General features: G+C 68.8%; 21 protein-coding genes. 9 read left to right on the top strand and 12 right to left on the bottom strand.

What is annotated here, in order from left to right:
- The first annotated feature begins 4 nt into the window (after positions 1–4).
- Both ACTJKK_RS13530 and ACTJKK_RS13525 read left to right on the top strand, forming a co-directional pair.
- Positions 5–721, top strand: coding sequence for an alpha/beta fold hydrolase (locus tag ACTJKK_RS13530; protein WP_440748392.1), 717 nt, complete (start codon positions 5–7; stop codon positions 719–721).
- A 4-nt stretch (positions 722–725) separates the two neighbouring features.
- Entirely contained in the window at positions 726–1,928 is a 1,203-nt protein-coding gene (locus tag ACTJKK_RS13525) for an MFS transporter (RefSeq protein ID WP_440748391.1), read from the top strand.
- 30 nt (positions 1,929–1,958) lie between these two features.
- On the opposite strand, the gene ACTJKK_RS13520 is transcribed toward ACTJKK_RS13525, so the two are convergent.
- The 3 genes from ACTJKK_RS13520 to ACTJKK_RS13510 form a co-directional block, all read right to left on the bottom strand.
- Positions 1,959–2,486, bottom strand: a complete 528-nt coding sequence (locus ACTJKK_RS13520; protein WP_440748390.1) for a DsbA family protein — start codon at positions 2,484–2,486, stop codon at positions 1,959–1,961.
- Complete coding sequence (locus tag ACTJKK_RS13515) at positions 2,486–2,995, bottom strand: redoxin domain-containing protein (RefSeq protein WP_440748389.1); 510 nt, start codon at positions 2,993–2,995, stop codon at positions 2,486–2,488. The genes ACTJKK_RS13520 and ACTJKK_RS13515 overlap by 1 nt, the downstream gene beginning before the upstream one ends.
- 80 nt (positions 2,996–3,075) lie before the next feature.
- Positions 3,076–3,828: a YoaK family protein gene (locus tag ACTJKK_RS13510; RefSeq protein ID WP_440748388.1), complete on the bottom strand. Its 753-nt coding sequence runs from the start codon at positions 3,826–3,828 to the stop codon at positions 3,076–3,078.
- Positions 3,829–3,958: 130 nt separating this feature from the next.
- Here ACTJKK_RS13510 and ACTJKK_RS13505 point away from each other — a divergent pair, with 130 nt between their 5' ends.
- Positions 3,959–5,170 carry a cupin domain-containing protein gene (locus ACTJKK_RS13505; RefSeq protein WP_247632013.1) on the top strand — a complete coding sequence of 404 codons (1,212 nt, stop codon included), beginning with the start codon at positions 3,959–3,961 and terminating at the stop codon, positions 5,168–5,170.
- Between the two features lie 33 nt (positions 5,171–5,203).
- Here the strand turns inward: ACTJKK_RS13505 and ACTJKK_RS13500 are convergent, their stop codons facing one another.
- The 5 genes from ACTJKK_RS13500 to ACTJKK_RS13480 all read right to left on the bottom strand — a co-directional run bounded on the left by ACTJKK_RS13500 (position 5,204) and on the right by ACTJKK_RS13480 (position 10,833).
- Positions 5,204–6,286 carry an FUSC family protein gene (locus ACTJKK_RS13500; protein ID WP_440748387.1) on the bottom strand — a complete coding sequence of 361 codons (1,083 nt, stop codon included), beginning with the start codon at positions 6,284–6,286 and terminating at the stop codon, positions 5,204–5,206.
- Positions 6,283–7,968: an MFS transporter gene (locus ACTJKK_RS13495; protein ID WP_440748386.1), complete on the bottom strand. Its 1,686-nt coding sequence runs from the start codon at positions 7,966–7,968 to the stop codon at positions 6,283–6,285. The genes ACTJKK_RS13500 and ACTJKK_RS13495 overlap by 4 nt, the downstream gene beginning before the upstream one ends.
- A 10-nt stretch (positions 7,969–7,978) precedes the next feature.
- On the bottom strand, positions 7,979–8,971 hold the full coding sequence (locus ACTJKK_RS13490) for an NAD(P)H-quinone oxidoreductase (RefSeq protein WP_440748385.1): 993 nt from the start codon (positions 8,969–8,971) through the stop codon (positions 7,979–7,981).
- 38 nt (positions 8,972–9,009) lie between these two features.
- Positions 9,010–9,570, bottom strand: a complete 561-nt coding sequence (locus ACTJKK_RS13485; protein WP_247622187.1) for a hypothetical protein — start codon at positions 9,568–9,570, stop codon at positions 9,010–9,012.
- 147 nt (positions 9,571–9,717) lie between these two features.
- Entirely contained in the window at positions 9,718–10,833 is a 1,116-nt protein-coding gene (locus ACTJKK_RS13480; RefSeq protein ID WP_247622188.1) for an AI-2E family transporter, read from the bottom strand.
- A gap of 85 nt (positions 10,834–10,918) precedes the next feature.
- Here ACTJKK_RS13480 and ACTJKK_RS13475 point away from each other — a divergent pair, with 85 nt between their 5' ends.
- Entirely contained in the window at positions 10,919–11,740 is an 822-nt protein-coding gene (locus ACTJKK_RS13475; protein WP_440748384.1) for a hypothetical protein, read from the top strand.
- On the opposite strand, the gene ACTJKK_RS13470 is transcribed toward ACTJKK_RS13475, so the two are convergent.
- The 4 genes from ACTJKK_RS13470 to ACTJKK_RS13455 all read right to left on the bottom strand — a co-directional run bounded on the left by ACTJKK_RS13470 (position 11,727) and on the right by ACTJKK_RS13455 (position 14,190).
- Positions 11,727–12,185 carry a BLUF domain-containing protein gene (locus ACTJKK_RS13470; RefSeq protein ID WP_440748383.1) on the bottom strand — a complete coding sequence of 153 codons (459 nt, stop codon included), beginning with the start codon at positions 12,183–12,185 and terminating at the stop codon, positions 11,727–11,729. The two genes, ACTJKK_RS13475 and ACTJKK_RS13470, sit on opposite strands and share 14 nt — an antisense overlap.
- Positions 12,182–12,442 (bottom strand): hypothetical protein, encoded by a 261-nt coding sequence (locus tag ACTJKK_RS13465; protein WP_440748382.1) that lies wholly within the window; start codon positions 12,440–12,442, stop codon positions 12,182–12,184. The genes ACTJKK_RS13470 and ACTJKK_RS13465 overlap by 4 nt, the downstream gene beginning before the upstream one ends.
- A gap of 85 nt (positions 12,443–12,527) precedes the next feature.
- Positions 12,528–12,698: a hypothetical protein gene (locus ACTJKK_RS13460; protein WP_440748381.1), complete on the bottom strand. Its 171-nt coding sequence runs from the start codon at positions 12,696–12,698 to the stop codon at positions 12,528–12,530.
- 136 nt (positions 12,699–12,834) lie between these two features.
- A complete protein-coding gene (locus tag ACTJKK_RS13455) occupies positions 12,835–14,190 on the bottom strand; it encodes an MFS transporter (RefSeq protein WP_440748380.1) in 1,356 nt (451 codons plus the stop codon).
- 245 nt (positions 14,191–14,435) lie between these two features.
- Between ACTJKK_RS13455 and ACTJKK_RS13450 the strand changes: the two genes are divergently transcribed.
- The 5 genes from ACTJKK_RS13450 (at position 14,436) to ACTJKK_RS13430 (ending at position 19,912) form a co-directional block, all read left to right on the top strand.
- The gene (locus tag ACTJKK_RS13450; protein ID WP_440748379.1) at positions 14,436–15,419 is read left to right on the top strand and encodes an alpha/beta hydrolase; all 984 of its coding nucleotides are present in this window, start codon (positions 14,436–14,438) and stop codon (positions 15,417–15,419) included.
- Between the two features lie 5 nt (positions 15,420–15,424).
- The gene (locus tag ACTJKK_RS13445; protein WP_440748378.1) at positions 15,425–15,970 is read left to right on the top strand and encodes an AAA family ATPase; all 546 of its coding nucleotides are present in this window, start codon (positions 15,425–15,427) and stop codon (positions 15,968–15,970) included.
- 661 nt (positions 15,971–16,631) lie between these two features.
- Entirely contained in the window at positions 16,632–17,105 is a 474-nt protein-coding gene (locus tag ACTJKK_RS13440) for an FAD-dependent oxidoreductase (RefSeq protein ID WP_440748489.1), read from the top strand.
- 288 nt (positions 17,106–17,393) lie between these two features.
- Positions 17,394–18,923, top strand: a complete 1,530-nt coding sequence (locus tag ACTJKK_RS13435) for an aminopeptidase P family protein (protein ID WP_440748377.1) — start codon at positions 17,394–17,396, stop codon at positions 18,921–18,923.
- A complete protein-coding gene (locus ACTJKK_RS13430) occupies positions 18,920–19,912 on the top strand; it encodes an EamA family transporter (RefSeq protein ID WP_440748376.1) in 993 nt (330 codons plus the stop codon). Before ACTJKK_RS13435 ends, ACTJKK_RS13430 begins: the two co-directional genes overlap by 4 nt.

Here is a 19,912-nt window from a genome sequence, read left to right as displayed (position 1 = left end):
TGAGATGGCCATCAAGCCCACGGTCGTGCTGGTGCACGGAGCGTTCTCGGACGGGGCGAGCTGGTCGCCGGTCGCGATGCGGCTCCTCGGCGAGGGCCTCGAGGTACGGGTGCCGGCGATCTCGAATCGGAGCCTCGCCGCGGATGCCGCGTACGTGCGCTCCTTCGTCGAACGGATCGATGGCCCGGTGCTGCTCGTCGGGCACTCGTACGGTGCCACGGTCGCGGGTGTCGCCGGCGACGCGGCGAACGTCCGCGGCCTCGTCTTCATCGAGGGGTACGTGCTCGAGGTGGGGGAGAGCGCGCAGGACGTGCACCGCCGCTTCCCGGACCCGGAGGCGATGCCGTACTTCGACGAGGCGGCCTATCCCGTGCCCGGAGAAGCCGATGCCGCGGAGATCTCGGTGAGGATCGAGGAGTTCCCCTTCCTCACGGCCCTCGGCATCCCCGCAGACGAGGCCGCCGTACTCGCCGTCACCCAGCGCCCGCTCGACGCGGAGGTGCTGGCGGAACCCGCGACGGTCGCCGCCTGGCGCGACCGACCGTCGTGGGGCGTCGTGGCGACCGCCGACCGCCTCATCAACCCCGAGGCGGTGCGCTTCGGACTCGACCGGGCGGGCGTGCGCGAGCTCGTGGAACTGCCCGGTCCGCATCTCGTGCTGCACACCCACCCCGGCGATGTCGCCCGGCTGATCGTCGACGCCACCGACGCCGTGCGCTGACAGAATGAGCGCTGTGACCTATATCGAACCTCCTGCCGGCCGAGCGACCGGGTTCTGGGTCGTCGCCGTCGCCTTCCTGCTGGTGATGGCGTACTCGACCGTGCCGACGCCGCTGTATCCCCTGTACCAGCAGCTCGACGGATTCCCCGTATCGGTGGTCACGGTCGTCTTCGCCGCCTACGCGGTCGGAGTGGTCGCGAGTCTGTTCCTGCTCGGTCATGTGAGCGACTGGATGGGGCGCCGGCGGATGCTGGTGATCGCCATCCTCGTCTCGGCGCTCTCCGCCGTGCTCTTCATGGTCTTCACTGACGTCGCCGGTCTCCTCGTCGCCCGCGTGGTGAACGGCGTGAGCATCGGCATCCTCACGGCGACCGCCACCGCGCACCTCGGCGAGCTGCGCGCTCGAGCCCGACCCGACGAGAACGCGATCGTCGCGGCGTCGGTGGCCGGCGGGGCCAACCTCGGGGGGCTCGCGCTCGGACCGCTCATCGGAGGGGTGTTCGCGGACTACCTCCCCGATCCGCTGCATCTGCCGCACACCGTGTTCGCGATCGTGCTGATCTGTCTGGCCATCGCCGTGGCGCTCGTGCCCGAGACGGTCGCGCCGCAGCACCGGCAGTACCGGCCGCAGCGGATCGCGGTTCCCGCGTCGTCGCGCGGAGCATTCGTGGCGGCGGGGTTCGCGGCCTTCGCCGGGTTCGCCCTCTTCGGCCTGTTCACCTCGCTCGCCCCGACACTGCTCGTCGGCACCTTCGGCGAGACCCGTCATCTCGTCGCCGGTGTCACGGTCTTCCTCGTCTTCGGCTCCGCGGCCGCCGCCCAGGTGCTCCTCGCCCGGGTGTCACGGCGCTCGCAACTGCTCTTCGCTGCACTCGCCTGCGGGATCGGTCTCGCGGCGATCGCGCTCGGCGCCGTGCTGCCGTCGTTCGTCCTATTCCTGGTCGGCGGCGTGGTCGCCGGTGCGGGCGTGGGGGCGCTGTTCAAGTGCGCCCTGGCCACGGCATCCGAGATCGCCGAGCCGGGTCGCCGGGGCGAGACGCTCGCCGCGATCTTCCTGGTCGCCTACTGCGGACTCGCCGTCCCGGTGCTGGCGATCGGCGCCGCCCTGACGGTGGTGCCGCAACTCGTCGTGCTGCTGGTCTTCGTCGTGCTCGTGGCGGTCGTCACGGTGGTGGCGGCGCTGCGGATGCGACGCATCGCGCGCTGAGCGCACTGCGCATTGTGCGCAGTGCGACGCTCAGGACGCGCGCTGCACCGCCGTGCGCAGGGCGTCCGGCAGCTCGGCCGTGCCGCCGTCGAGCCGCTCCCCGTTCAGGAAGAACGTGGGCGTGCCGTTCACGCCGCTGCGGATGCCACCCTCCTCGTCCGTGCGGATGCGCGACAGGTAACGCTGCTCCTGTACCGCCGCGCGCAGATCGGCGACGGGGAGGGCGAGCTTCGCGCAGATCTCGGCGTAGAGCGGCGATCCGAGTCGGGACTGGTTCTCGTACAGCAGGTCGTGCACCTCCCAGAAGGCGCCGTGCGATGCGGCGAACTCCGCCACGAATGCCGCGTCGACCGCTTCGGGATGCATCTCGGCGAGCGGGAAGTTGCGGAACACGAAGCGCACGCGGTCGCCCAGTTCGGCGAGGAGCTTCTTGACGACCGGGTACGCCTCGCCGCAGTAGGGGCACTGGTAGTCGCCGTATTCGACGAGCACGACGGAGGCGTCGTCCGGTCCGGTGCTGTGGTCGTCGGTCGAGACGGGAATGCGGAGCGAGGACATCATCCTCTCCTTTCATCGGGGGTGAGAGCGTCGAGCGCGTCCAGCACGCCGTCGACGCCGGGGTTGAGGGCGACGGGGGAGAGGTAGCTCCAGGCGATCACGCCCGCCGCGTCGATCACGAAGAGGGCCCGGCGGCTCTCCCCGGTGCTGTCGTCGTAGGCGCCGTAGAGGCGGGAGATCGCGCCCTTCGGTTCGAAGTCGCTGAGGAGCGGGAAGTGCAGCCCGTGCGCGGAGGAGAACGCCTCGTGCGACCACACGTTGTCGACCGACACGGCGACGACCTGCGCGCGGCGCTCGTGGAGCATCGGCAGCGCGGCGTTGATGACGGAGAGTTCGTCCCCGCACACCGGACTCCAGTCGGCGGGGTAGAAGGCGAGGACCACCGGCGCACCGCGGAGTTCACCGAGCCGCAGCGACTGATCGGCGGTGACGCGCAGCGTGAAGTCGGGTGCCGTGGTCCCGGCGGTGAGGATCCGTTCGCGGCATTCGGTCTCAGGGGTGTCTGTCATGGCTCCACTCTCCCTTCCGCTGGTCGCCGCCGGTTAGGGCGCGCGTCCGGACTCGACCAGACAGGTGTCGAGGAGGGATGTCACGGGGTCGGCGCGTTCTGAGAGGGATCGACCGCACCGTGCGCGGAGCGGGCGACGAGGAGGAGGATGCCGAGGACCGCTGCGGCACCGATGATCGACGCGCAGGACCACGCCCGATCGAGGGCGAATCCGATGCCGCCGCCGGCCGCGAACGCCACGAGCACCGAGGTGTAGGCCGCCGCCGGACGCAGGTGGGGCTCGCCGTCGGAGGCGATCGTCCTCCCCGCGGCTCGAGCGAGAAGACTCGCGGCCATCTGGACCACCGAGGTGACGGCGATGTTGCCGTAGAGCATGCCGGTCTCCCGGTGGAAGGCATTGCCCTGCACGCCGGCGAGGAAGCTGATCGCGCCGGCGATCCACTCCGGCCCCACCGCCCCCGTGACGCTCGCGAGGGCGAGCGCGGCGAGCGCGATCACCTCGCAGAGCAGCACCTCGACCGAGTACCCGCGCCCGGTTCGCGCCCGCCACAGCACGACGAGCGTGCAGAGGAACGAACCGAGGGCGAACGACAGGACGGATGCCGCAGCCGCAAGCACCCTCGACGGGTCTCCGTCGGCCATGAAGTAGCCGATCGAGAGCAGATTGCCGGACTGCACGGTCGCGAAGGTGCCGATCTGCCCGAACGTCCAGGCATTGAGCAGGCCCGAGACCAGGGCGAGCGCGGCAGCGGCGGGCGCGCTCTCGAGCAGGGGATAGGGGCGGGGCGTGCGAACGGTCGATGACGACATGAAGACCTCCAGGGATGCCCCCATGCAAGCGCCGCGCGGGATGGACCTCGTCCGACGAGAGTCGAGAACCGATTCGTCACGGGGGTGTGTACCGGCGATGGACGAAGGAGCAGACTCCTCGGTATCGTCCGGAACCATCACGAAGGAGCACCGCATGGACACGTCCGAGAACGCCGAGCTGGGGCACGAGGTCCCGACACTCGGGAACCCCGACTTGCCGCAGGAGGGCGAGGTGAACATCGCCGACCGTCCGCAGAGCAACACCATGGGCGGGCCGCAGAACGAGGTCATCGAGTCGCAGTTCCCCAATCAGATGCACGCTCCGGCGACCGACATCAGCACGCAGCCGTTCTTCTGGTCGTCGTTCAACATCTCCCCGCGGCGCGTGCAGCGAGGCGGGTGGGCGCGGGAGCTCACCAAGCAGGACTTCCACATCTCCGACGAGATCGCCGGGGTGAACATGTACCTGGAGCCCGGCGGCATCCGCGAGCTGCACTGGCACCAGACCGCGGAGTGGGCCGTGATGACCCGGGGCAAGGCGCGCGTCACGACGCTGAGCCGTTCGGGTCTTCCCGCCGTCGAGGACGTGGAGGAGGGCGACCTGTGGTTCTTCCCGGCGGGCACCCCGCACTCCCTGCAGGGACTGGGTCCGGACGGCGCGGAGTTCGTGCTCGCGTTCGACGACGGCGACCAGTCCGAGTCGAACACGCTGCTGCTCACCGACTGGTTCGCGCACACGCCTCCCGAGGTGCTCGCCAAGAACTTCGGTGTGGCGCAGGAGGTGTTCTCCGACATCCCGCTGCACAACCTCTGGATCTTCCCCGGTGACGAGCCGCCGGCCCTCGAGGTCGATCAGGCCGCCGCGGGCGTCGAGTGGGGCATGGAGCCGGTGATCTTCCGCCTCTCGCGGTCGAAGCCGCTCTACGAGAACTCGGGCGGGTCGATCCAGATCGCGGACTCGACCAACTACAAGTACTCGTCCACCGTCGCCGCGGCGCTCGTGACGGTCGAGCCCGGTTCGATGCGTGAACTGCACTGGCACCCGAACGCCGATGAATGGCAGTACTACCTGCGCGGCTCCGCCCGTATGACCGTGTTCAACACGGGGCCGCACGCCAACACGACCGACTTCCGCGCGGGCGATGTGGGCGTCGTGCGCAAGAACTTCGGTCACTACATCGAGAACACCGGTGATGACGTGCTGCAGTTCCTCGAGGTGTTCCGCACCGACAAGTACGAGGAGATCTCGCTCGCGAACTGGCTCTCGCACGTTCCGCCGCAGCTCGTCTCGGCGCATCTCAACATCGACCCGGCGATCCTCGCGACGTTCCCGCGCGGGGCGCAGGGGATCACCCCGCTGCGCTGAGCACCGGACGAAGGGGGCGGTGCGACCGAAAGGTCACACCGCCCCCTTCGTGTGCGTCGGGGAGGCGGGAAGGCGCCGACCCGCGCGGCGGCTCAGGAGCGCAGCACCGAGGACGAGCACGGCGACCACCGCTCCGATCGCCGTGTCGCCGACGCGCGCGAGCACCGATTCCAGCAGGCGGTCACGGTCTCCACCCGTGACGAGCAGGAGCGCCATGGGCGTCACCAGCATCAACGCGAAGAGCAGATTGCGTCGCACCAGCGCCACGAAGCCGAACACGAGCACGCCGATGATCGTGAGCAGCGCGAGTCGCTCCGGTGTCCAGAGGAGGAAGAGCAGCGCGAGTGCGCCGCCCAGGGCGGTGCCGAGCACGCGCTGCGCCATCCTGATCGTGCCGCGGTGCACGTCGGCATCCTTCTGGAGGATGCCGAGCACCGCGAGCAGCACCCAGGCCGCGTGGTGCAGACCGAGCACGGCGCTGACGAGCAGGGCGAGGAGGATCCCGACCGTGAGCCGTGCGAGGATGCGCGCCGACTCCGGCGTGAAGGTGAACGTCCAGCCATGATCCGCCGGGGCGAGGGCATCGCGTCGCCGCACCGCGGGGACGAGCAGCGGAGCGACGACCGCGGCATAGCCCGCGAGGATCCCGACGACGATCGTCGCCAGGACGACGCCGGGGTCCATCGCGGCCCCACCGGACGAGGCGGGCGCCGTGAGCTGCCCCATCGACCCCGTCGTCAGGACGGGGAAGATCGCTCCGGGAGGGCCGACATCGAAGGCGAGGCTCAGGAAGGAGAACGCGATCGCGACAGCGCCGATTGCGAGCAGACTCGCGGTGAGGGAATCGCCGGTGAGGATTCCGAGCAGGGATCCCAGGACGAAGCCCGCCGCGATCACGGGGAGCTTGGCCGCGCGCTCGCGACGGCTGCGTCCGGAGAGGTACATGACGACGAGAGCGCCGAACGAGGCGAGCAGACCGAGCGATGCGGCGCCGGCGGCGGTGAACACGACGGCGGGCAGGACGACCGCGAGCATCGCCTGGGTCGCGGCGACCCAGGAACCGGGCGAGGGAGTGACGGCGGTGAGCTCGCGGAGCGTCCGGGAGGGCCGGCTCATGAGGGCGCGGCGGGGTGGGGCGGGGAGTGGTGCGCGGCGCCCGCATGATGGGCGCGGCGGGGAGTTGCGGCATCCGCCGTCTCGACCAGATGTTCGACCTCCACCGAGTTCGCGAGCGCGCCCGCCGTCTCGATCACCGTCTGGTCGTAGCGGGTCAGTCGTGCTCGGTGCTGCTGCAGGTGCTCGTCCCAGCTGCCGACGCCGAAGGCCTCGACCCAGCGGCCGTCCTCGCGGTCCTGGTAGAGCGCCCAGGTGCGCGCGCCCGTGCGCCGTCGGCTGTGCTCGACGAGGCGCATCTGCGCGCGGAAGGCATCGACGTTCTCGGGCGCGACGTCGTAGCGCACGAGAACGAGGGTGGGGCTCGTGCCATCGACGTCCACGGACGCTTCGGCGAGAGGGAGCGCGTACGTCTCGCGCTTCTTGTCGGCGGTCTCGAGCAACGGCCAGAAGAGCTGCGAGGCCGCGAGCAGCAGCGTGACCACGCCCGCGGCGGCGGTCACCGCGGTGGCACCGACCCAGCCGGCGACCACACCGCTGAGAAGCCCGCCCGCCGCCATCGAGCCGTACAGCACCATCTGGTACACCGAGAGCCCCCGCGCCCGCACCCACACCGGCAGGAACGATTGCACCGCGCCGTTCAGCGTGGCGACGACGCCGATCCACGCGGCACCGGCGAGGGCGAGAAGGGGCAGGGCGAGCACGATCGTCGGCGAGAGGGCGACGCCGATGGTGGCCGCGCCGAAGAGGACGGATGCCGCGAGCACCGTGCGGTTGGCTCCCCACGAACGGAACACGGGCATGAGGAAGGCCGCGCCGATCGATCCGACGCCGATCCCCGCCAGCAGCAGACCGTAGCCGGCGGAGTCGAGCCCCAGCCGCTCTGTCGCGATGAGGGGGAGGAGCGCGTAGAGAACGCTGCCGGGCACGACGAACGCCCCGAGACGCACGTACATGCGCCGTACGACGGCGGCGCGGGTGACGTAGCGGACTCCCGCCCGTGCCGCGTCGACGAAGCGCTCGGCCTGTCGCGCATCCGGACGGTAGCTGCGCCAGGTGACGAGCACGACGAGGAACGCGGCGAACGAGAGGAGGTTCATACCGAACACGAAAGCGACGCCGAAACCTGACAGCAGTACTCCGGCGATCGCGGGACCGATCGCGCGGGCGATGTTGACCGAGACCGCGCTCAGCGACGCCGCCATCGGCACCAGCCGCACCGGCACGATCTCGGTCGCAAGCGCTTGGTACGCCGGCAGCTGCACCGCGGTCGCCCCGCCGAGCAGCAGAGTGATGATCAGCAGCAGGTACGGCGTCATCTCGCCGGTCGCGGTGAGAGTCACCAGAGCAGCGCTCAGAAGGACCTGCAGCGTCTGCATCCAGATGAGCAGCGATCGGCGGTTCAGGAACTCCCCGAGCACCCCGGCCGGGATGCCGAGCAGCAGCACGGGCGCGGCGGACGCCGTCTGGATGAGGGCGATGAGCAGCGGATGCGTGTGCTGCTCGACCATGAACCACTGCGCACCGACGGTCTGCATCCAGGTGCCGATGTTGCTGACGAGCGCGGTGATCCAGAGTGCGCGGAAGATCGGGACGGCGAGCGGCGCCCAGATGCGGTCGTGCGCTGGATCGTTCGGGACGGGGCGGTCACCCGTCGCGGGCTTCGGTTCGGGCGGGCGGTCCATGCGCGTGCCGTCAGAGTCGCTCGGCGGTCGCGTCGAGCACGACCTTGCCGACGGTCGTCCCGCTCTCCAGCAGCGCATGCGCACGGCCGGCCTCGGCGAGCGGGAAGACGGCATCCACGGCGCCGCGGATCGCGCCGCTGTCGACGAGCGGGAGGACGTCGCGGATGACGCCGGCGACGATCGCGGCCTTCTGCGTGGCCGGCCGTGCACGCAGGAGCGTGGCCGAGACGCTCGCCCGGCGCGACATCAGCTCCCACAGGTCGAGCGTCGTCGGCCCGGTCGTCCCTCCGATGATCACGAGGTGGCCGTCGAGGGCGAGGCTCTCGATGTTGCGCTCGAGGTACGGAGCGCCGACGATGTCGAGGATGGCGTCGGCGCCGCGTCCGTGCGTGGCGGCGAGCGTGGCCGCGGCGAAATCTTCATCGCGGTAATTGATGGCCACATCTGCGCCGAACGTGCGGGCCGCCGCCGCCTTCGCGTCGCTGCCCGCCGTGGCGATGACTCTGGCGCCGATCGCCTTCGCCCACTGCACCGCGAACGAGCCGATCCCGCCGGCTCCACCGTGCACGAGCACGGTCTGCCCGGCGGTGAGACCGGCGATCATGCCGAGATTGGAATACACCGTGCAGGCGACCTCGGGAAGACCCGCTGCCTCGACCATCGTGAGGGAGCGCGGCTTCGGCATGATCTGCGTCGCCGGCACGACGACCTCCTCGGCGTAGCCGCCCCCGGCGAGCAGGGCGCACACCTCGTCGCCGATGCTCCAGCCGTCGACATCCGCCCCCACCGCCTCGATCACGCCGGCGCACTCGAGGCCGGGGCCTTCCGGCGCCCCCGGAGGGACCGGATAGTGGCCCCGGCGCTCGAGCAGGTCGGCGTTGTTGATCCCCGCCGCATGCACGCGGATGCGCACCTCGTGGGCGGCCGGTTCGGGCCGCGCGACCGGCACCAGACGCAGCACCTCGGGCGGGCCCGGGTGCGTGAAACGGACGGCGGAGGTCATGGGATGCCTTCTCTCGGATCGGGTGCGAGCGGGAACGCTCAGGCCGCGGCCGTGGCCGGGTTGCTCTTCGCGTACGCGATGATGCTCTGCGCGTAGTGCGGGGTCTCGAGCTCGCAGTGTTGGCCGGAGGCCTTCTGGCGTGCCGCGGCGGCCTCTTCGAACGTCGCGCCGCTGGCCGTGATGAACTCGAGGAACTCCTCGGTCGGGTGCGAGGTGACGGTGTTGACGTAGCGCAGCTGGTCGCCCTCCAGCTGCTCCATGCCCAGCTCCCAGATCACCTGCGTGGTGGTCCAACCGGTCGGGGTGAGGATGTCGGAGATCGACACCATCTTGCAGTAGTGCTTGCTCGCGACCTCGTAGCGGTACTGCTGGATCACGAGTCCGGTTCCGATGACCTCGACGTTGATCGACATGGGCGTGCCGTCGTCATCGACCGTGTAGCCGGCCGCCTTGTGGTCGCCGGGTGCGCAGCGCTGGTACTCGTGGGTGGGCAGGTTCTTGAGCCAGGACTCGATGTCGACGTCGTCGAAGTTGCCGGTCACATCGGAGGTGACGACGGCGTGGGAGAGCACCAGATCGGAGCGGACGGTGACAGCCATGAGAGGATCCTTCGTTCGTGCCGGGTGGAGGGGAGAGCCACGCAGGATTCCCGGTGTCGTCCTTGCGTTCCTCCATCTCCCCACATCGCCCGGCACGGGGCATCCGACGAAGGACGGGGACTGCTTCGTCGGCTGTCGAGGCCCGCGTCAGACGGTCTCGGACCGCTTCTTGCGGAAGGGGCGAGCAGGCGTGTGCGGTCCGTCCCACACGGTGATGATTCCCCAGGCGACCGCGGCGAGCGGTACCGAGAGCACGGCGCCGACGATGCCGCCGAGGATCGTGCCCGCGGTCAGGGCCAGCAGGATGACGAGGGCATGCAACTTCAGCGACCGCGCCATGACGACCGGCTGCAGGAAGTTGCCCTCGAGCTGGTTGACGAGCACCACGATGCCGACCACGATCAGCGCCGCCACCGGGCCGTGCGTCACGAGAGCCACGAGAGCAGCGAGGATGCCGGCGGCCGTCGCGCCGACCAGGGGGATGAAGGCGGTGAGGAAGACGATCACGGCGAGCGGGATCGCGAGCGGGATCTGCAGGATCGCGAGGCCGATGCCGATACCCAGCGCGTCGGCCGCGGCGACGATCGACGTGCCGCGGATGTAGCCGCCGAACACGTCGACGGTCTTGTCGCCGATCCGGCGCGCCCGCTCGTAGCTCTCGCCGGTGAAGGGGCGCAGCAGGAACTCCCAGATGCGCGGGCCGTCCTTGAGGAAGAAGAACAGCACGACGATCATCAGCGCGAGGCCGGTGAAGAAGCTCGCGGTGGCCGAGACACCGGCCAGGGCGCCCTGGCCGAACGAGGCGCTCGTGAGGAAGTCCTGCGCGTTGGCCCAGACATCGTCGAGGTCGATGGCCCCGAAGTCGAACGGGAGGGTGCCGAGCCAGTCGGTGACCTGTGCGATGCCGTCGGTGGCGGAGTCGACGAGGTCGTCCCACTGCGATCGCACGGTGAGCACGATGACCCACACGACGCCGCCGAGCACGGCGAGGATGCCGATCAAGGCGATCCAGGTGGCGAGGATCGACGGCATCCCGCGCCGGCGCATCAGCGCGACGAGCGGATGGATCGCACTCGCGAGGATCAGCGCGATCGTCACGGGGATGAAGACGAGGGAGAGCTGCGTGATCACGAGCACGCCGACGGCGACGAGAGCGAGCACGATCAGGGTCTGCAGGCTGCGGGTCGCGACGACACCGAACCCTCGAGACCAGAGCCCCGGCTCGGCGGGCTTCGGCATCTCCGGTCGTCGGAACAGTCCCATCGGTTTCCTCCCGTTCGCCGGCGCTCGCGCACCGTGAGTGTCCAACCTAGCAACCGCCCCTGACGCTCTGTGGCAGGTTGGAGGGATGAACACCTTCCCCGCTCACGAGACGAGGCCGGTTCGACGCACCCTGCTCGTCGGATTCGGCAAGCTCGGCGCTCGGCTGGCCCCCTCGTTGATCGCGGACGGGAGCGAGGTGTTCGCGCTTCGCCGCTCGGCATCCGACCTGCCCGCCGGCGTGATCGGTATCGAGGCAGACGTCGCGTCGCCGTCGCCCGTCGAGCTCCCGGCGATCGATTCGCTGGTCGTCACCCTTCCGCCGGGAGAGGGGGTCGACGCGTACCGCGTAGCGCTCGGCCATATCGTCCGCGCCCTGCCGGCGATCCCGGAGCGCACGGTGTTCGTGTCCTCGACGGGCGTCTTCGCGGGCGAGAAGCCCGACCATGTGCTGACGGAGCGCACGGTGCCGCACCCGCAGACCGAGCGCGCGCAGGCGATCCGCGATGGCGAGCTCGCCGCGCAGGAGCTGCTGTCCGCGGTCGTGCTCCGCCCTGCGGGCATCTACGGCCCGGGCAGGGACTTCTTGATCCGCCGCGTGCGGGATCACGCGGAGGTGGATCATCGACGTTGGACCAACCGCATTCATGAGAGCGATCTCGTCCGCACGATCGACATGCTTCTGCGAATGGCCTCTCCGCCCGTGCTCCTGCACGCCGTCGACGAAGAGCCGGTCCGGCTCGGCGAGGTCGTGACCTACATCGCCGATCTGCTCGGTGTGGAGCCGCCGCCGGATGCCGGGGCTCACCGCGATTCGGGCCATGTGTTGGACGGCGCGCTCCTTCGCAGGGTCGTCGGGCCGCTCGAGTTCCCGTCGTTCCGATCCGGGTACGACGCTATGCACCGGTGACGGAGGGGACGGAGGCGACCGACCGCACGCGGAACCACAGCGTCAACTCGGCCAGCGCGCGCCGAGCGGTCTCGGCATCCGCTCCCTCGTCGAGGTCGTCGAACGAATCCCGGTACCCCTCGGGGATGCCGCCGGAGAAATCGCGGAGGGGCCGGTAACCCATGGTCCAGTCGCTGAAGCGACGCTCCGCGATCCCGTCGCGCAGAAGGATCCGGAGGTCGTGGTGGCGATGGTCGCGACGGATCGTCTCGATGAGACGATCGACGACGTCGGGCGCCCCCTCGAGGATCTGGATGAACCGCCCGTCGCGGTAGAGGAGCATGCCGGTGACACCTCTCTGCGTGTTCAGGCGTCGGCAGGTCGTGAGGAGGTCTTCGAGAGCGGAGCTGCGGAACGGCTGCGACGCGGTGCTGGTGTAGACGACGGAGATCAGGTCGGCGCTCATCTGTCACCTCCGACGAGTTCGTCGCCCGCGGTGGACAGGGGCGTGCTCGGCGTCGACGAGGCGGTGACGGCATCCGTCGCTTCGTGGAGCGACGCGAACGCGCCGATCTCCCGCGATCGCGCATCGAAAGCGGCGTACTGCCCGTCCGCCCGCCGGTCGACGTAACCGAGGAAGTCTCCACTGCGACTGCCGACATGGAATCCGTCTTCGACGCACGCCCAGAGGACGTCGTCGGGGTGCTGATCAGGATCGTTCACAACGTGAACGTTAGGGCGTGCCGCCGACATCGTCTTCCCCCTTGCGCTCAGCACGCCCCGTACGGCAGGCAGAGTCGAAGCCCTCCTATGCTCCGCCGTCCGCGTCCGCGTCCGCGTCCGTCTCCTCCTCGGGGGAGGTGCCTTCCGGAGCGTCGGTGGTGAAGTCCGCGTCGGTGATGTTCCCTGCGGCGATGTCGGAATCCGGGCCGTCGTAGGTGCGCGGGTCGTCGGTCTCGGGCGAATCGGGGGTGCTCATCTGATCTCCTGTCTCGAGTGCGGGAGATCATCGTCCCGCCCGACGGCGTAGCGGTCGAGGTCGTTGACTTCGGTTCGTCGTTCGTGCTCGTCGCCGCACGGCATCGCTCACAGCATCCGAGCGACGACCCGCAGCGTCAGCGCTCGAACGACCCGGTGGATGCCTTCAGATCGGCGACGGTCGTCGCGCTCATCCGGCGCCCACGCGTCTCGCCGCCGAAGAAGACCGCGATCGCTCCCACGACGCACGCCGCGACGATGAACAGCGAGACCGCCCAGGTCGCACCGCCGGTCGCGGCGACGAGGGCCACGGCGATCAGCGGTGTCGTGCCCGCGCTGACGGCACCGGCGAGTTCCCGCGAGAACGCGAGGCCCGTGAACCGAGCACCGCCGGTGAAGAGCTCGGCGAAGTAGGCCGCCTGGGGGCCGAACATCGCGCCCACCCCGAGGCCCAGGCTCAGCACGATCGCCATGACGACGAGTGCCGGTGCCTCTCCGCCGCCGATGAGCCAGAAGTACGGGAACGCGAAGATCCCCGAGAAGACGATGCCGAACAGGATCACCGGACGTCGGCCGATCCGGTCGGAAAGGGCGCCGAACACGGGCAGCAGCACCATCGTCACGGCCGTGCCGATCGTGGTGGCGACGGGGCCGACGGATGCCGACAGCTGCAGGTTTCCGACCAGGTACGCGGTGATGAAGGCGAGGTTGATCGACGAGACGACGTTCTGGGGCAGTTGAGCGAGGAAGAGGGTGAGCATGCCGGTCTTCTCCTGCGCGAAGACGGTCTTCACGGGGGAGACGGGAACGTGCTCTTCGGACTGCATCGCGACGAATGCGGGGCTCTCGGCGAGGCGGAGACGGATGATCAACGCCACGATCACGACGACGGCGCTGAGCAGGAACGGGATGCGCCAGCCCCAGGCGAGGAACTGATCCTCGGGCAGCTGGGTGACGACGGCGAAGACCCCCGAGGCCATCAGCAGACCGAGGTAGACGCCGGCCGACGGCCAGGCGCCGTGCAGGCCGCGGCGTCGCGGGTCGGCGTGCTCGACCGAGAAGATGGCCGCCCCGCCGAACTCCGCGCCGGCACCGATGCCCTGCACGAGGCGGAGGACGATCAGCATGATCGGTGCCCAGATGCCGATCTGCTCGTAGGAGGGGGTGAGCCCCATCAGGAACGTCGCGGCGCCCATGATCAGCAGGGTCAGCACGAGCACGCGCTTGCGTCCGAGGGTGTCACCCATCCGGCCGAAGATGAGACCGCCCAGGGGGCGGATCAGGTAACCGACGGCGAAGGTCGCGAAGGCGGCGAGCGTGGCCACGACGGGGTCGGAGTTGACGAAGATGATCCGGTTGAAGACCAGCGCTGCGGCCGTGCCGTACAGGTAGAAGTCGTACCACTCGAGGGCCGAGCCGACGAGGGCTGCGGCACCGACGCCGAGCATCGAGTTCTTCTTCGTGGGGGTGGTGGGGGAATCCGTGCGAGACATCGTCGTCCTTCGTGTCGTTGCCAGAGGGGGAGAGGGGTGGTCGTCATCGACTCAACGGAGGTGGCACCTCCTTCGTGCGGCGCCGACCGCTCAGCCCGAGAAGGGCGATGACGTTCGGGAGCGGGCAGAGGAGTGAGACGGCGAGGTATCCGGTCCGGGGGACCCGCATCGACGATAGCGCCGCCGAGTGGCGTGGTCCGACCGGGGCGTGAGAGATCCGGAGCGGGGGGAGCGGCTCGGCGTTCATGGCAGATCCTGCATCGTTGCGAGGGGCATGGTGCGCCAAATCCTACAGGAAACAGGATCTATGCAAACTCTTTCGCGAGGATCGTTCCGTCGCTATCGTGGCGACGATGACATCCGTGATCCCTTTCCGTGCGCTTCCCGTCGACCTCGCCGACGTGCGTTATGCGTACGGTCCCGACAGTCAGCGGAGCGCCCGGACCGCCCCTGGCGAGGTCATCGAGTTCACGATCGACGAGAGCACCGTCTTCCCCGGAACCGTGCGACGATGCTGGATCCACGTGCCGAGCGCGTACGACGGTGAGCGCGATGCGGCACTGATGGTGTTCAACGATGGCTGGTGGTACTTGGATCCCGAGGGGGAGATTCGCGCCGGAACAGTGCTCGACAATCTGATCGAGCACGGGGAGGTGCCTGTGACCATCAGTCTCTTCATCGACCCCGGGGTCGTGCGCGACTCGGGACACCCGAAGAACCGCAACGTCGAGTACGACGCCTTCGACGGGCGCTACGCGACATTTCTGACGACGGAGGTTCTTCCGATCGTCGAATCGCGCTTCCGGATCTCCGTGGATCCGGGATGGCGCGGGATCTGCGGTGGCAGCTCGGGTGGGAACGCCGCGTTCACGGCCGCTTGGCAGCGGCCCGACGCGTTCTCGCGCGTCATCGCGTTCGTATCGAGCTTCGCGCAGATCCCCGGGGGCAATCCGTTTCCGCATCTGATCGCGACCGAGCCGCGGAGGAACGTGCGGTTCTTCCTTCAGGCGGCCCATCGTGACGACGGATGGGATCAGCCGCAGATGAATCAGCTCGCGGAGAATCTCGAGGTCGCGGCCGCGCTTGCGCGTGGGGGTTACGACTTCCGGCTCGTGCTGGGTGATGGCGGGCACAGCCCGAACCACGCGGGCGTCCTGCTGCCGGATGCGCTTCGCTGGCTCTGGCGTGATGCGATGCACGGCAGCATCCCTGAGCTGGCTGCGTTGTGACAGACATGCCGGACAAGAGCGGGGGTCTATCGCGGTTCGGAACGGCAACCACGCGCCTGGTCGTCTTGCGGGGTGACTCGGCGTCGGGGAAGACGACGACGGCGCTGGCGTTACGTCGGCAACTCGGCGGACGCACCGCCCTGATCCATCAGGATTACTTTCGTCGTGAGCTGCTCTCCGACGCCGATCGAGGTTCGGTGTCCGCTGATGCTGCGCCGCTCATCGACGCAGTCGCGCGTGAGTCGATCGACCTCGGCTACGACGTGATCCTCGAAGGAGTGCTGAACCTGCGTGCTTACGATTCGATGCTCGATCGGCTACGGCGGGATCACCGCGGCGTCACGCACTTCTATCAGTTCGATGTGGGGTTCGAGGAGACGGTTCGGCGCCATGAGACGCGCGCGCTTCGAAGCGCGTTCGGCGCTGGCCAACTGCGGGAATGGTATGACGGGTGGGCTCCACTGACCGGGATCGACGAAGAGCGCGTCGGGCCGCACGAGGCGCTGGACGAGATCGTCGCGAGGGTTCTCTGCGATCTGAGGGAGGCATGAAAAAAGCCCCGCGATTTCTCGCGGGGCTTCTCATCTTCGGTGGACCTGAGGGGACTCGAACCCCTGACCCCCTGACTTCGGTTCGAGTATCCCTGCCTATCCCGCCCTGGCCCAGCGATGCCCTGTATGACTGGCTTCGCGGCAACCTCGTCGAGCATGTCTGATGAGAGCGCCGAACGCAATGCGGGCACTTATACGGGCACCTATGCGGGCAAGGCGGCTCGATGAGCGCGGCGCCGTTGAGTCAGAATCCTGCTTCGCCGCAGACCTCTCCGCGCCCCGGCCGCGGTGTGGTTCGCACAAGCCCTCAGGACCGCGCATAGAGACCTCAGAGGCCGCCGCAGACGGCGCGGCCCCAACGAAAGTCGGCTTTCATGTCCCGTCTCACCCGCTTCTCCAAAGTCATCGCTGACTCCGTCAGCGGGCACGCAGCCATGCTCTCTGACGAAGGCGTCCCCACTTGGGTCCGCTATCACGGGGAGCTTGACGACCGGCTCGTCGGCGACGGCGACCTCATCCTCGACCTCTCGGACGTGTCGCGCATCGAAGACGGTGGCATCGATCAGAGTCGTGCCTACGACTTCTGGGACAACAACGGAGTGAGCTTCTCTCCGGACTATGACGACCCGAGGGTTCTCGGCATGATCACCGGGGCGCGGAGATCGGCCAATCGGGAGCCGCGAAGAAGCTCTGGGCGCTCGTCGCGGGGCTGCCGACGAAGGTCGTCGGAGTCGGCGAGCATGACGCCCCGATCGATGTCTTCTTCACGAACTACCCGGCCGACGAAACGGGTATGGAGGGCGACCTCGTCGTCGGCTTTTCGACGCAGGAGCGGAAGCTGGACATCGTCGACCGCGCGGATGTGGAAGAGGCGTTCCGTCGGTTCGTCCCGGAGGCAGGGGTTCTGAAGGTCGATGGACACGACTGGCTCGCCGATCCGTGGTCCAAAGGCACATGGTGCACCCCTCCCGCGGGCCTGCTCTCGACGTACGCCTCCGCCCTCGAGTCGACCGAGGACCGTCTCGTCTTCGCCGGGTCGGACATCTCCCATGCCTTCCGAGGGTGGATCGAGGGTGCGTTGCGAACCGGCGCGGTGGCTGCGGCTCGACTCGCGGCGATCATCGACGAGGGGTGAGAGGAGCTGCAGCATGGCTTGCCTAGCGCGTTGCGGTCATCCCCTCAAGCGTTTGGAAGTCATGCTCGATCTAACTTCGATGCGCAGCGAGGTCGCCGCCCTTTCCCGATGCGAGCGCGGGCAACGGATCGCCCTTCGCTGCGCACAGTGAGGTATCACATCCGCGGCGCTGAGAGAAGGCCCACGGAGCGGATGTTTTTTGGGCTGATCGCTCGAGATCCGCGTTTCAAGGTGTGATACCTTACCTATACCGAAAGAGCTGCATCGGTGTGCGAGGAGGGATGTGCGATGAGCGACGAGGTCTCTGGAGCGACGGGCGAGGAACGGTCGGCCACGCAGTCGGCGCTCTCCGGGTGGGGGAGCCGCACGCATCCGCGACGCACGGATGCTCTCTCGGAGTTCATGGGGCAGGGCTGGGATGTTCGCGCCACGGCCTGGGGCTTCGACCAGCACGCGACCGCACTCGCCGGCGAGCGTCGTCGGATGCTGGCCTCACTGCACCCCGATGCCGTGCTCGTCATTCCCAGCGGTGCTCGGAAGATCCGCTCGAACGATGTCCCCTACGTCTTCCGCCCTCACACCTCGTTCGCGCAGCTGACCGGGCTCGGCAGTCGCGGTGAGGCCGATGCTGCGCTCGTCGTCGTCGGCGGTGATTCCGCCGAGGCGACACTCTTCCAGCGTCAGCCGATGGGACCAGGGACCGAGGACTTTTATCTCGACGGTGCGGCCGGCGAGTATTGGACGGGTCGTCGCCCGTCGACATCCGATCTCGAGGACGTGCTGGGTATCGGCGTGCGACGGTTGACGGAACTCGCGGATTCTCTTCGGCGCCTCGGTCGCCGGGTTTACCTCGTGCCGAACGCGTCGCCCGCCGTCGAAGAGCTTCTCGCCGCCGAGGGACTGTGGACACCGAGCGACGACGACGCCGCTCTCGCCACCGCGCTCGATGAGATGCGCCTGACGAAGACCGCGTGGGAGATCGCGCAGCTGCAGACGGCCGTCGACATCTCCATCCGCGGATTCGCGGACGTGGTCGAGGCCCTGCCGCGAGCGATCGACACCGCGCGCGGCGAGCGGGTCATCGAATGGGCCTTCCTCGGACGGGCGCGCACCGAGGCGAACGACGTCGGGTACGGCACGACCGCTGCTGCCGGCGACAATGCGACCACCCTGCACTGGGAATCGTGCGACGGTCCTGTACGCGAGGGTGACCTGGTGCTGCTGGATGCCGGTGTCGAGCTCGAGAGCCTCTACACGGCTGACATCACCAGGACGGTCCCTGCATCCGGAACGTTCTCGGACGCGCAGCGTCGGATCTACCAGGCGGTGCTCGACGCCGCGGACGCCGGGATCGCGGCGGCTGTGGTCGGACGGCCGTTCCTCGACATCCACGATGCGGCCGTGCGGGTGCTGGCTGAACGCCTCGAGGAGTGGGGCATCCTGCCCGTGTCCGCGGCGGAGTCGGTGTCGGACACCGGCCAGCAGCATCGTCGCTGGATGCCGCACGCGACGAGCCACCACCTCGGCCTGGATGTGCACGACTGCGCGGCATCGCGCCCGGAGAACTATCGGGGCGCACTGATCCGGCCCGGCATGGTCTTCACCGTGGAGCCGGGGCTGTACTTCAAAGCCGACGATCTCTCGGTGCCCGAGGAGTTCCGCGGCATCGGTGTGCGCCTCGAAGACGATCTCGTCGCGACCGAGGACGGGCCGATCAACCTCAGCGCGGCGCTTCCGCGCACGGTGGACGAGATCGAGGAATGGATGGCGCCCCTTCTCGAGCGCGGACGCCGTCTGGGCTCGGAGACGCGGTCGTGACCGCGCGGAGCGAGCGCGGCGTCGGCCTGATCCTGGCCGTCGTGGCCTGTGCGATCTTCGCGACCTCAGGGCCCGTGGGCAAGATGCTCATGGAGACGGGGATCGAGCCTCAGCATGTGTCATGGCTGCGAGTGGCCGGGGCCGCAGTGGTCTTCATCCCGGTGGTTCTGCTTCTGCGGGGGAAGGAACTCGTTGCCGCCTGGCGATCGTCGTGGCGCCTTCTGATCGCTTACGGCGCGGTCGGCATGGCCGCGTCCCAGACGCTGTTCTTCTATGCGGCCTCGCGACTGCCCATCGGCGTCGCCGTCCTGCTGCAGTTCTCCGGGCCCCTGCTCATCATCCTCTGGACGAAGTTCGTGCGACGCCGGATCGTCCCCCGTTCGGCCGCGATCGGGGTCATCATCTCGCTGGTCGGTCTGATGATCGTCGTCGAGGTGTGGGCAGGCCTCGCATTCGACCTGTCTGGCGTGCTCGCCGGAGTCGGCTCGGCGGTGTGTCAGGCGGCGTACTTCATGATCATCGAAGATCTCAAGGGTTCCGCCGACGTGCTGGTCATGACGGCATCCGGCGCAGTCGTCGGGGGCATCGTCCTGACCTTCACGACATTGCCCTGGACGCTGCCGTGGGGCGCGATCGGAGACTCCGTCAGCCTCGCCGGTGCAGAGATCTCCGGCTGGCTCCCCTTCGTCTGGCTGGTCGTGGTCTGCGCGATCCTGGCCTTCCTGATCGAGGGAGCAGCCGTGCGCCGCCTGTCCGCGGTGATCGCCGGCGCCATCGCGTACATCGAGGTGGTCTTCGCCGCGGTGATCGCCTGGCTGCTTCTCGGGGAGCACCTCGGTGTCGCGCAGATCGTCGGCGGGGTCATCGTCATCACCGGTGCCTACATCGCCCAGCGGCCGGCGAAGTCGGCCGCGCTCGACACCGACGAGCAGATCGAGTTCCCCGGAATAGTCGGGGCGACCACCATGATCCACAAGAACCCTGAATGA

Source organism: Microbacterium sp. 22179 (assembly GCF_052045715.1).
In the GTDB taxonomy this organism is placed as follows: Bacteria; Actinomycetota; Actinomycetes; order Actinomycetales; family Microbacteriaceae; genus Microbacterium; species Microbacterium galbinum.
The sequence above is the reverse complement of the archived record's forward strand: the minus strand, read 5'-3'. Positions and strand labels throughout refer to the sequence as shown.

What these genes read in the sequence shown, in the direction of transcription:
- ACTJKK_RS13530 (WP_440748392.1), top strand. Translation starts at nt 5, where the DNA reads ATGGCCATCAAGCCCACGGTCGTGCTGGTGCACGGAGCGTTCTCGGAC.
- ACTJKK_RS13525 (WP_440748391.1), top strand. Translation starts at nt 726, where the DNA reads ATGAGCGCTGTGACCTATATCGAACCTCCTGCCGGCCGAGCGACCGGG.
- ACTJKK_RS13520 (WP_440748390.1), bottom strand. Translation starts at nt 2,486, where the DNA reads ATGTCCTCGCTCCGCATTCCCGTCTCGACCGACGACCACAGCACCGGA.
- ACTJKK_RS13515 (WP_440748389.1), bottom strand. Translation starts at nt 2,995, where the DNA reads ATGACAGACACCCCTGAGACCGAATGCCGCGAACGGATCCTCACCGCC.
- ACTJKK_RS13510 (WP_440748388.1), bottom strand. Translation starts at nt 3,828, where the DNA reads ATGGGGGCATCCCTGGAGGTCTTCATGTCGTCATCGACCGTTCGCACG.
- ACTJKK_RS13505 (WP_247632013.1), top strand. Translation starts at nt 3,959, where the DNA reads ATGGACACGTCCGAGAACGCCGAGCTGGGGCACGAGGTCCCGACACTC.
- ACTJKK_RS13500 (WP_440748387.1), bottom strand. Translation starts at nt 6,286, where the DNA reads ATGAGCCGGCCCTCCCGGACGCTCCGCGAGCTCACCGCCGTCACTCCC.
- ACTJKK_RS13495 (WP_440748386.1), bottom strand. Translation starts at nt 7,968, where the DNA reads ATGGACCGCCCGCCCGAACCGAAGCCCGCGACGGGTGACCGCCCCGTC.
- ACTJKK_RS13490 (WP_440748385.1), bottom strand. Translation starts at nt 8,971, where the DNA reads ATGACCTCCGCCGTCCGTTTCACGCACCCGGGCCCGCCCGAGGTGCTG.
- ACTJKK_RS13485 (WP_247622187.1), bottom strand. Translation starts at nt 9,570, where the DNA reads ATGGCTGTCACCGTCCGCTCCGATCTGGTGCTCTCCCACGCCGTCGTC.
- ACTJKK_RS13480 (WP_247622188.1), bottom strand. Translation starts at nt 10,833, where the DNA reads ATGGGACTGTTCCGACGACCGGAGATGCCGAAGCCCGCCGAGCCGGGG.
- ACTJKK_RS13475 (WP_440748384.1), top strand. Translation starts at nt 10,919, where the DNA reads ATGAACACCTTCCCCGCTCACGAGACGAGGCCGGTTCGACGCACCCTG.
- ACTJKK_RS13470 (WP_440748383.1), bottom strand. Translation starts at nt 12,185, where the DNA reads ATGAGCGCCGACCTGATCTCCGTCGTCTACACCAGCACCGCGTCGCAG.
- ACTJKK_RS13460 (WP_440748381.1), bottom strand. Translation starts at nt 12,698, where the DNA reads ATGAGCACCCCCGATTCGCCCGAGACCGACGACCCGCGCACCTACGAC.
- ACTJKK_RS13455 (WP_440748380.1), bottom strand. Translation starts at nt 14,190, where the DNA reads ATGTCTCGCACGGATTCCCCCACCACCCCCACGAAGAAGAACTCGATG.
- ACTJKK_RS13450 (WP_440748379.1), top strand. Translation starts at nt 14,436, where the DNA reads ATGGCAGATCCTGCATCGTTGCGAGGGGCATGGTGCGCCAAATCCTAC.
- ACTJKK_RS13445 (WP_440748378.1), top strand. Translation starts at nt 15,425, where the DNA reads ATGCCGGACAAGAGCGGGGGTCTATCGCGGTTCGGAACGGCAACCACG.
- ACTJKK_RS13435 (WP_440748377.1), top strand. Translation starts at nt 17,394, where the DNA reads ATGAGCGACGAGGTCTCTGGAGCGACGGGCGAGGAACGGTCGGCCACG.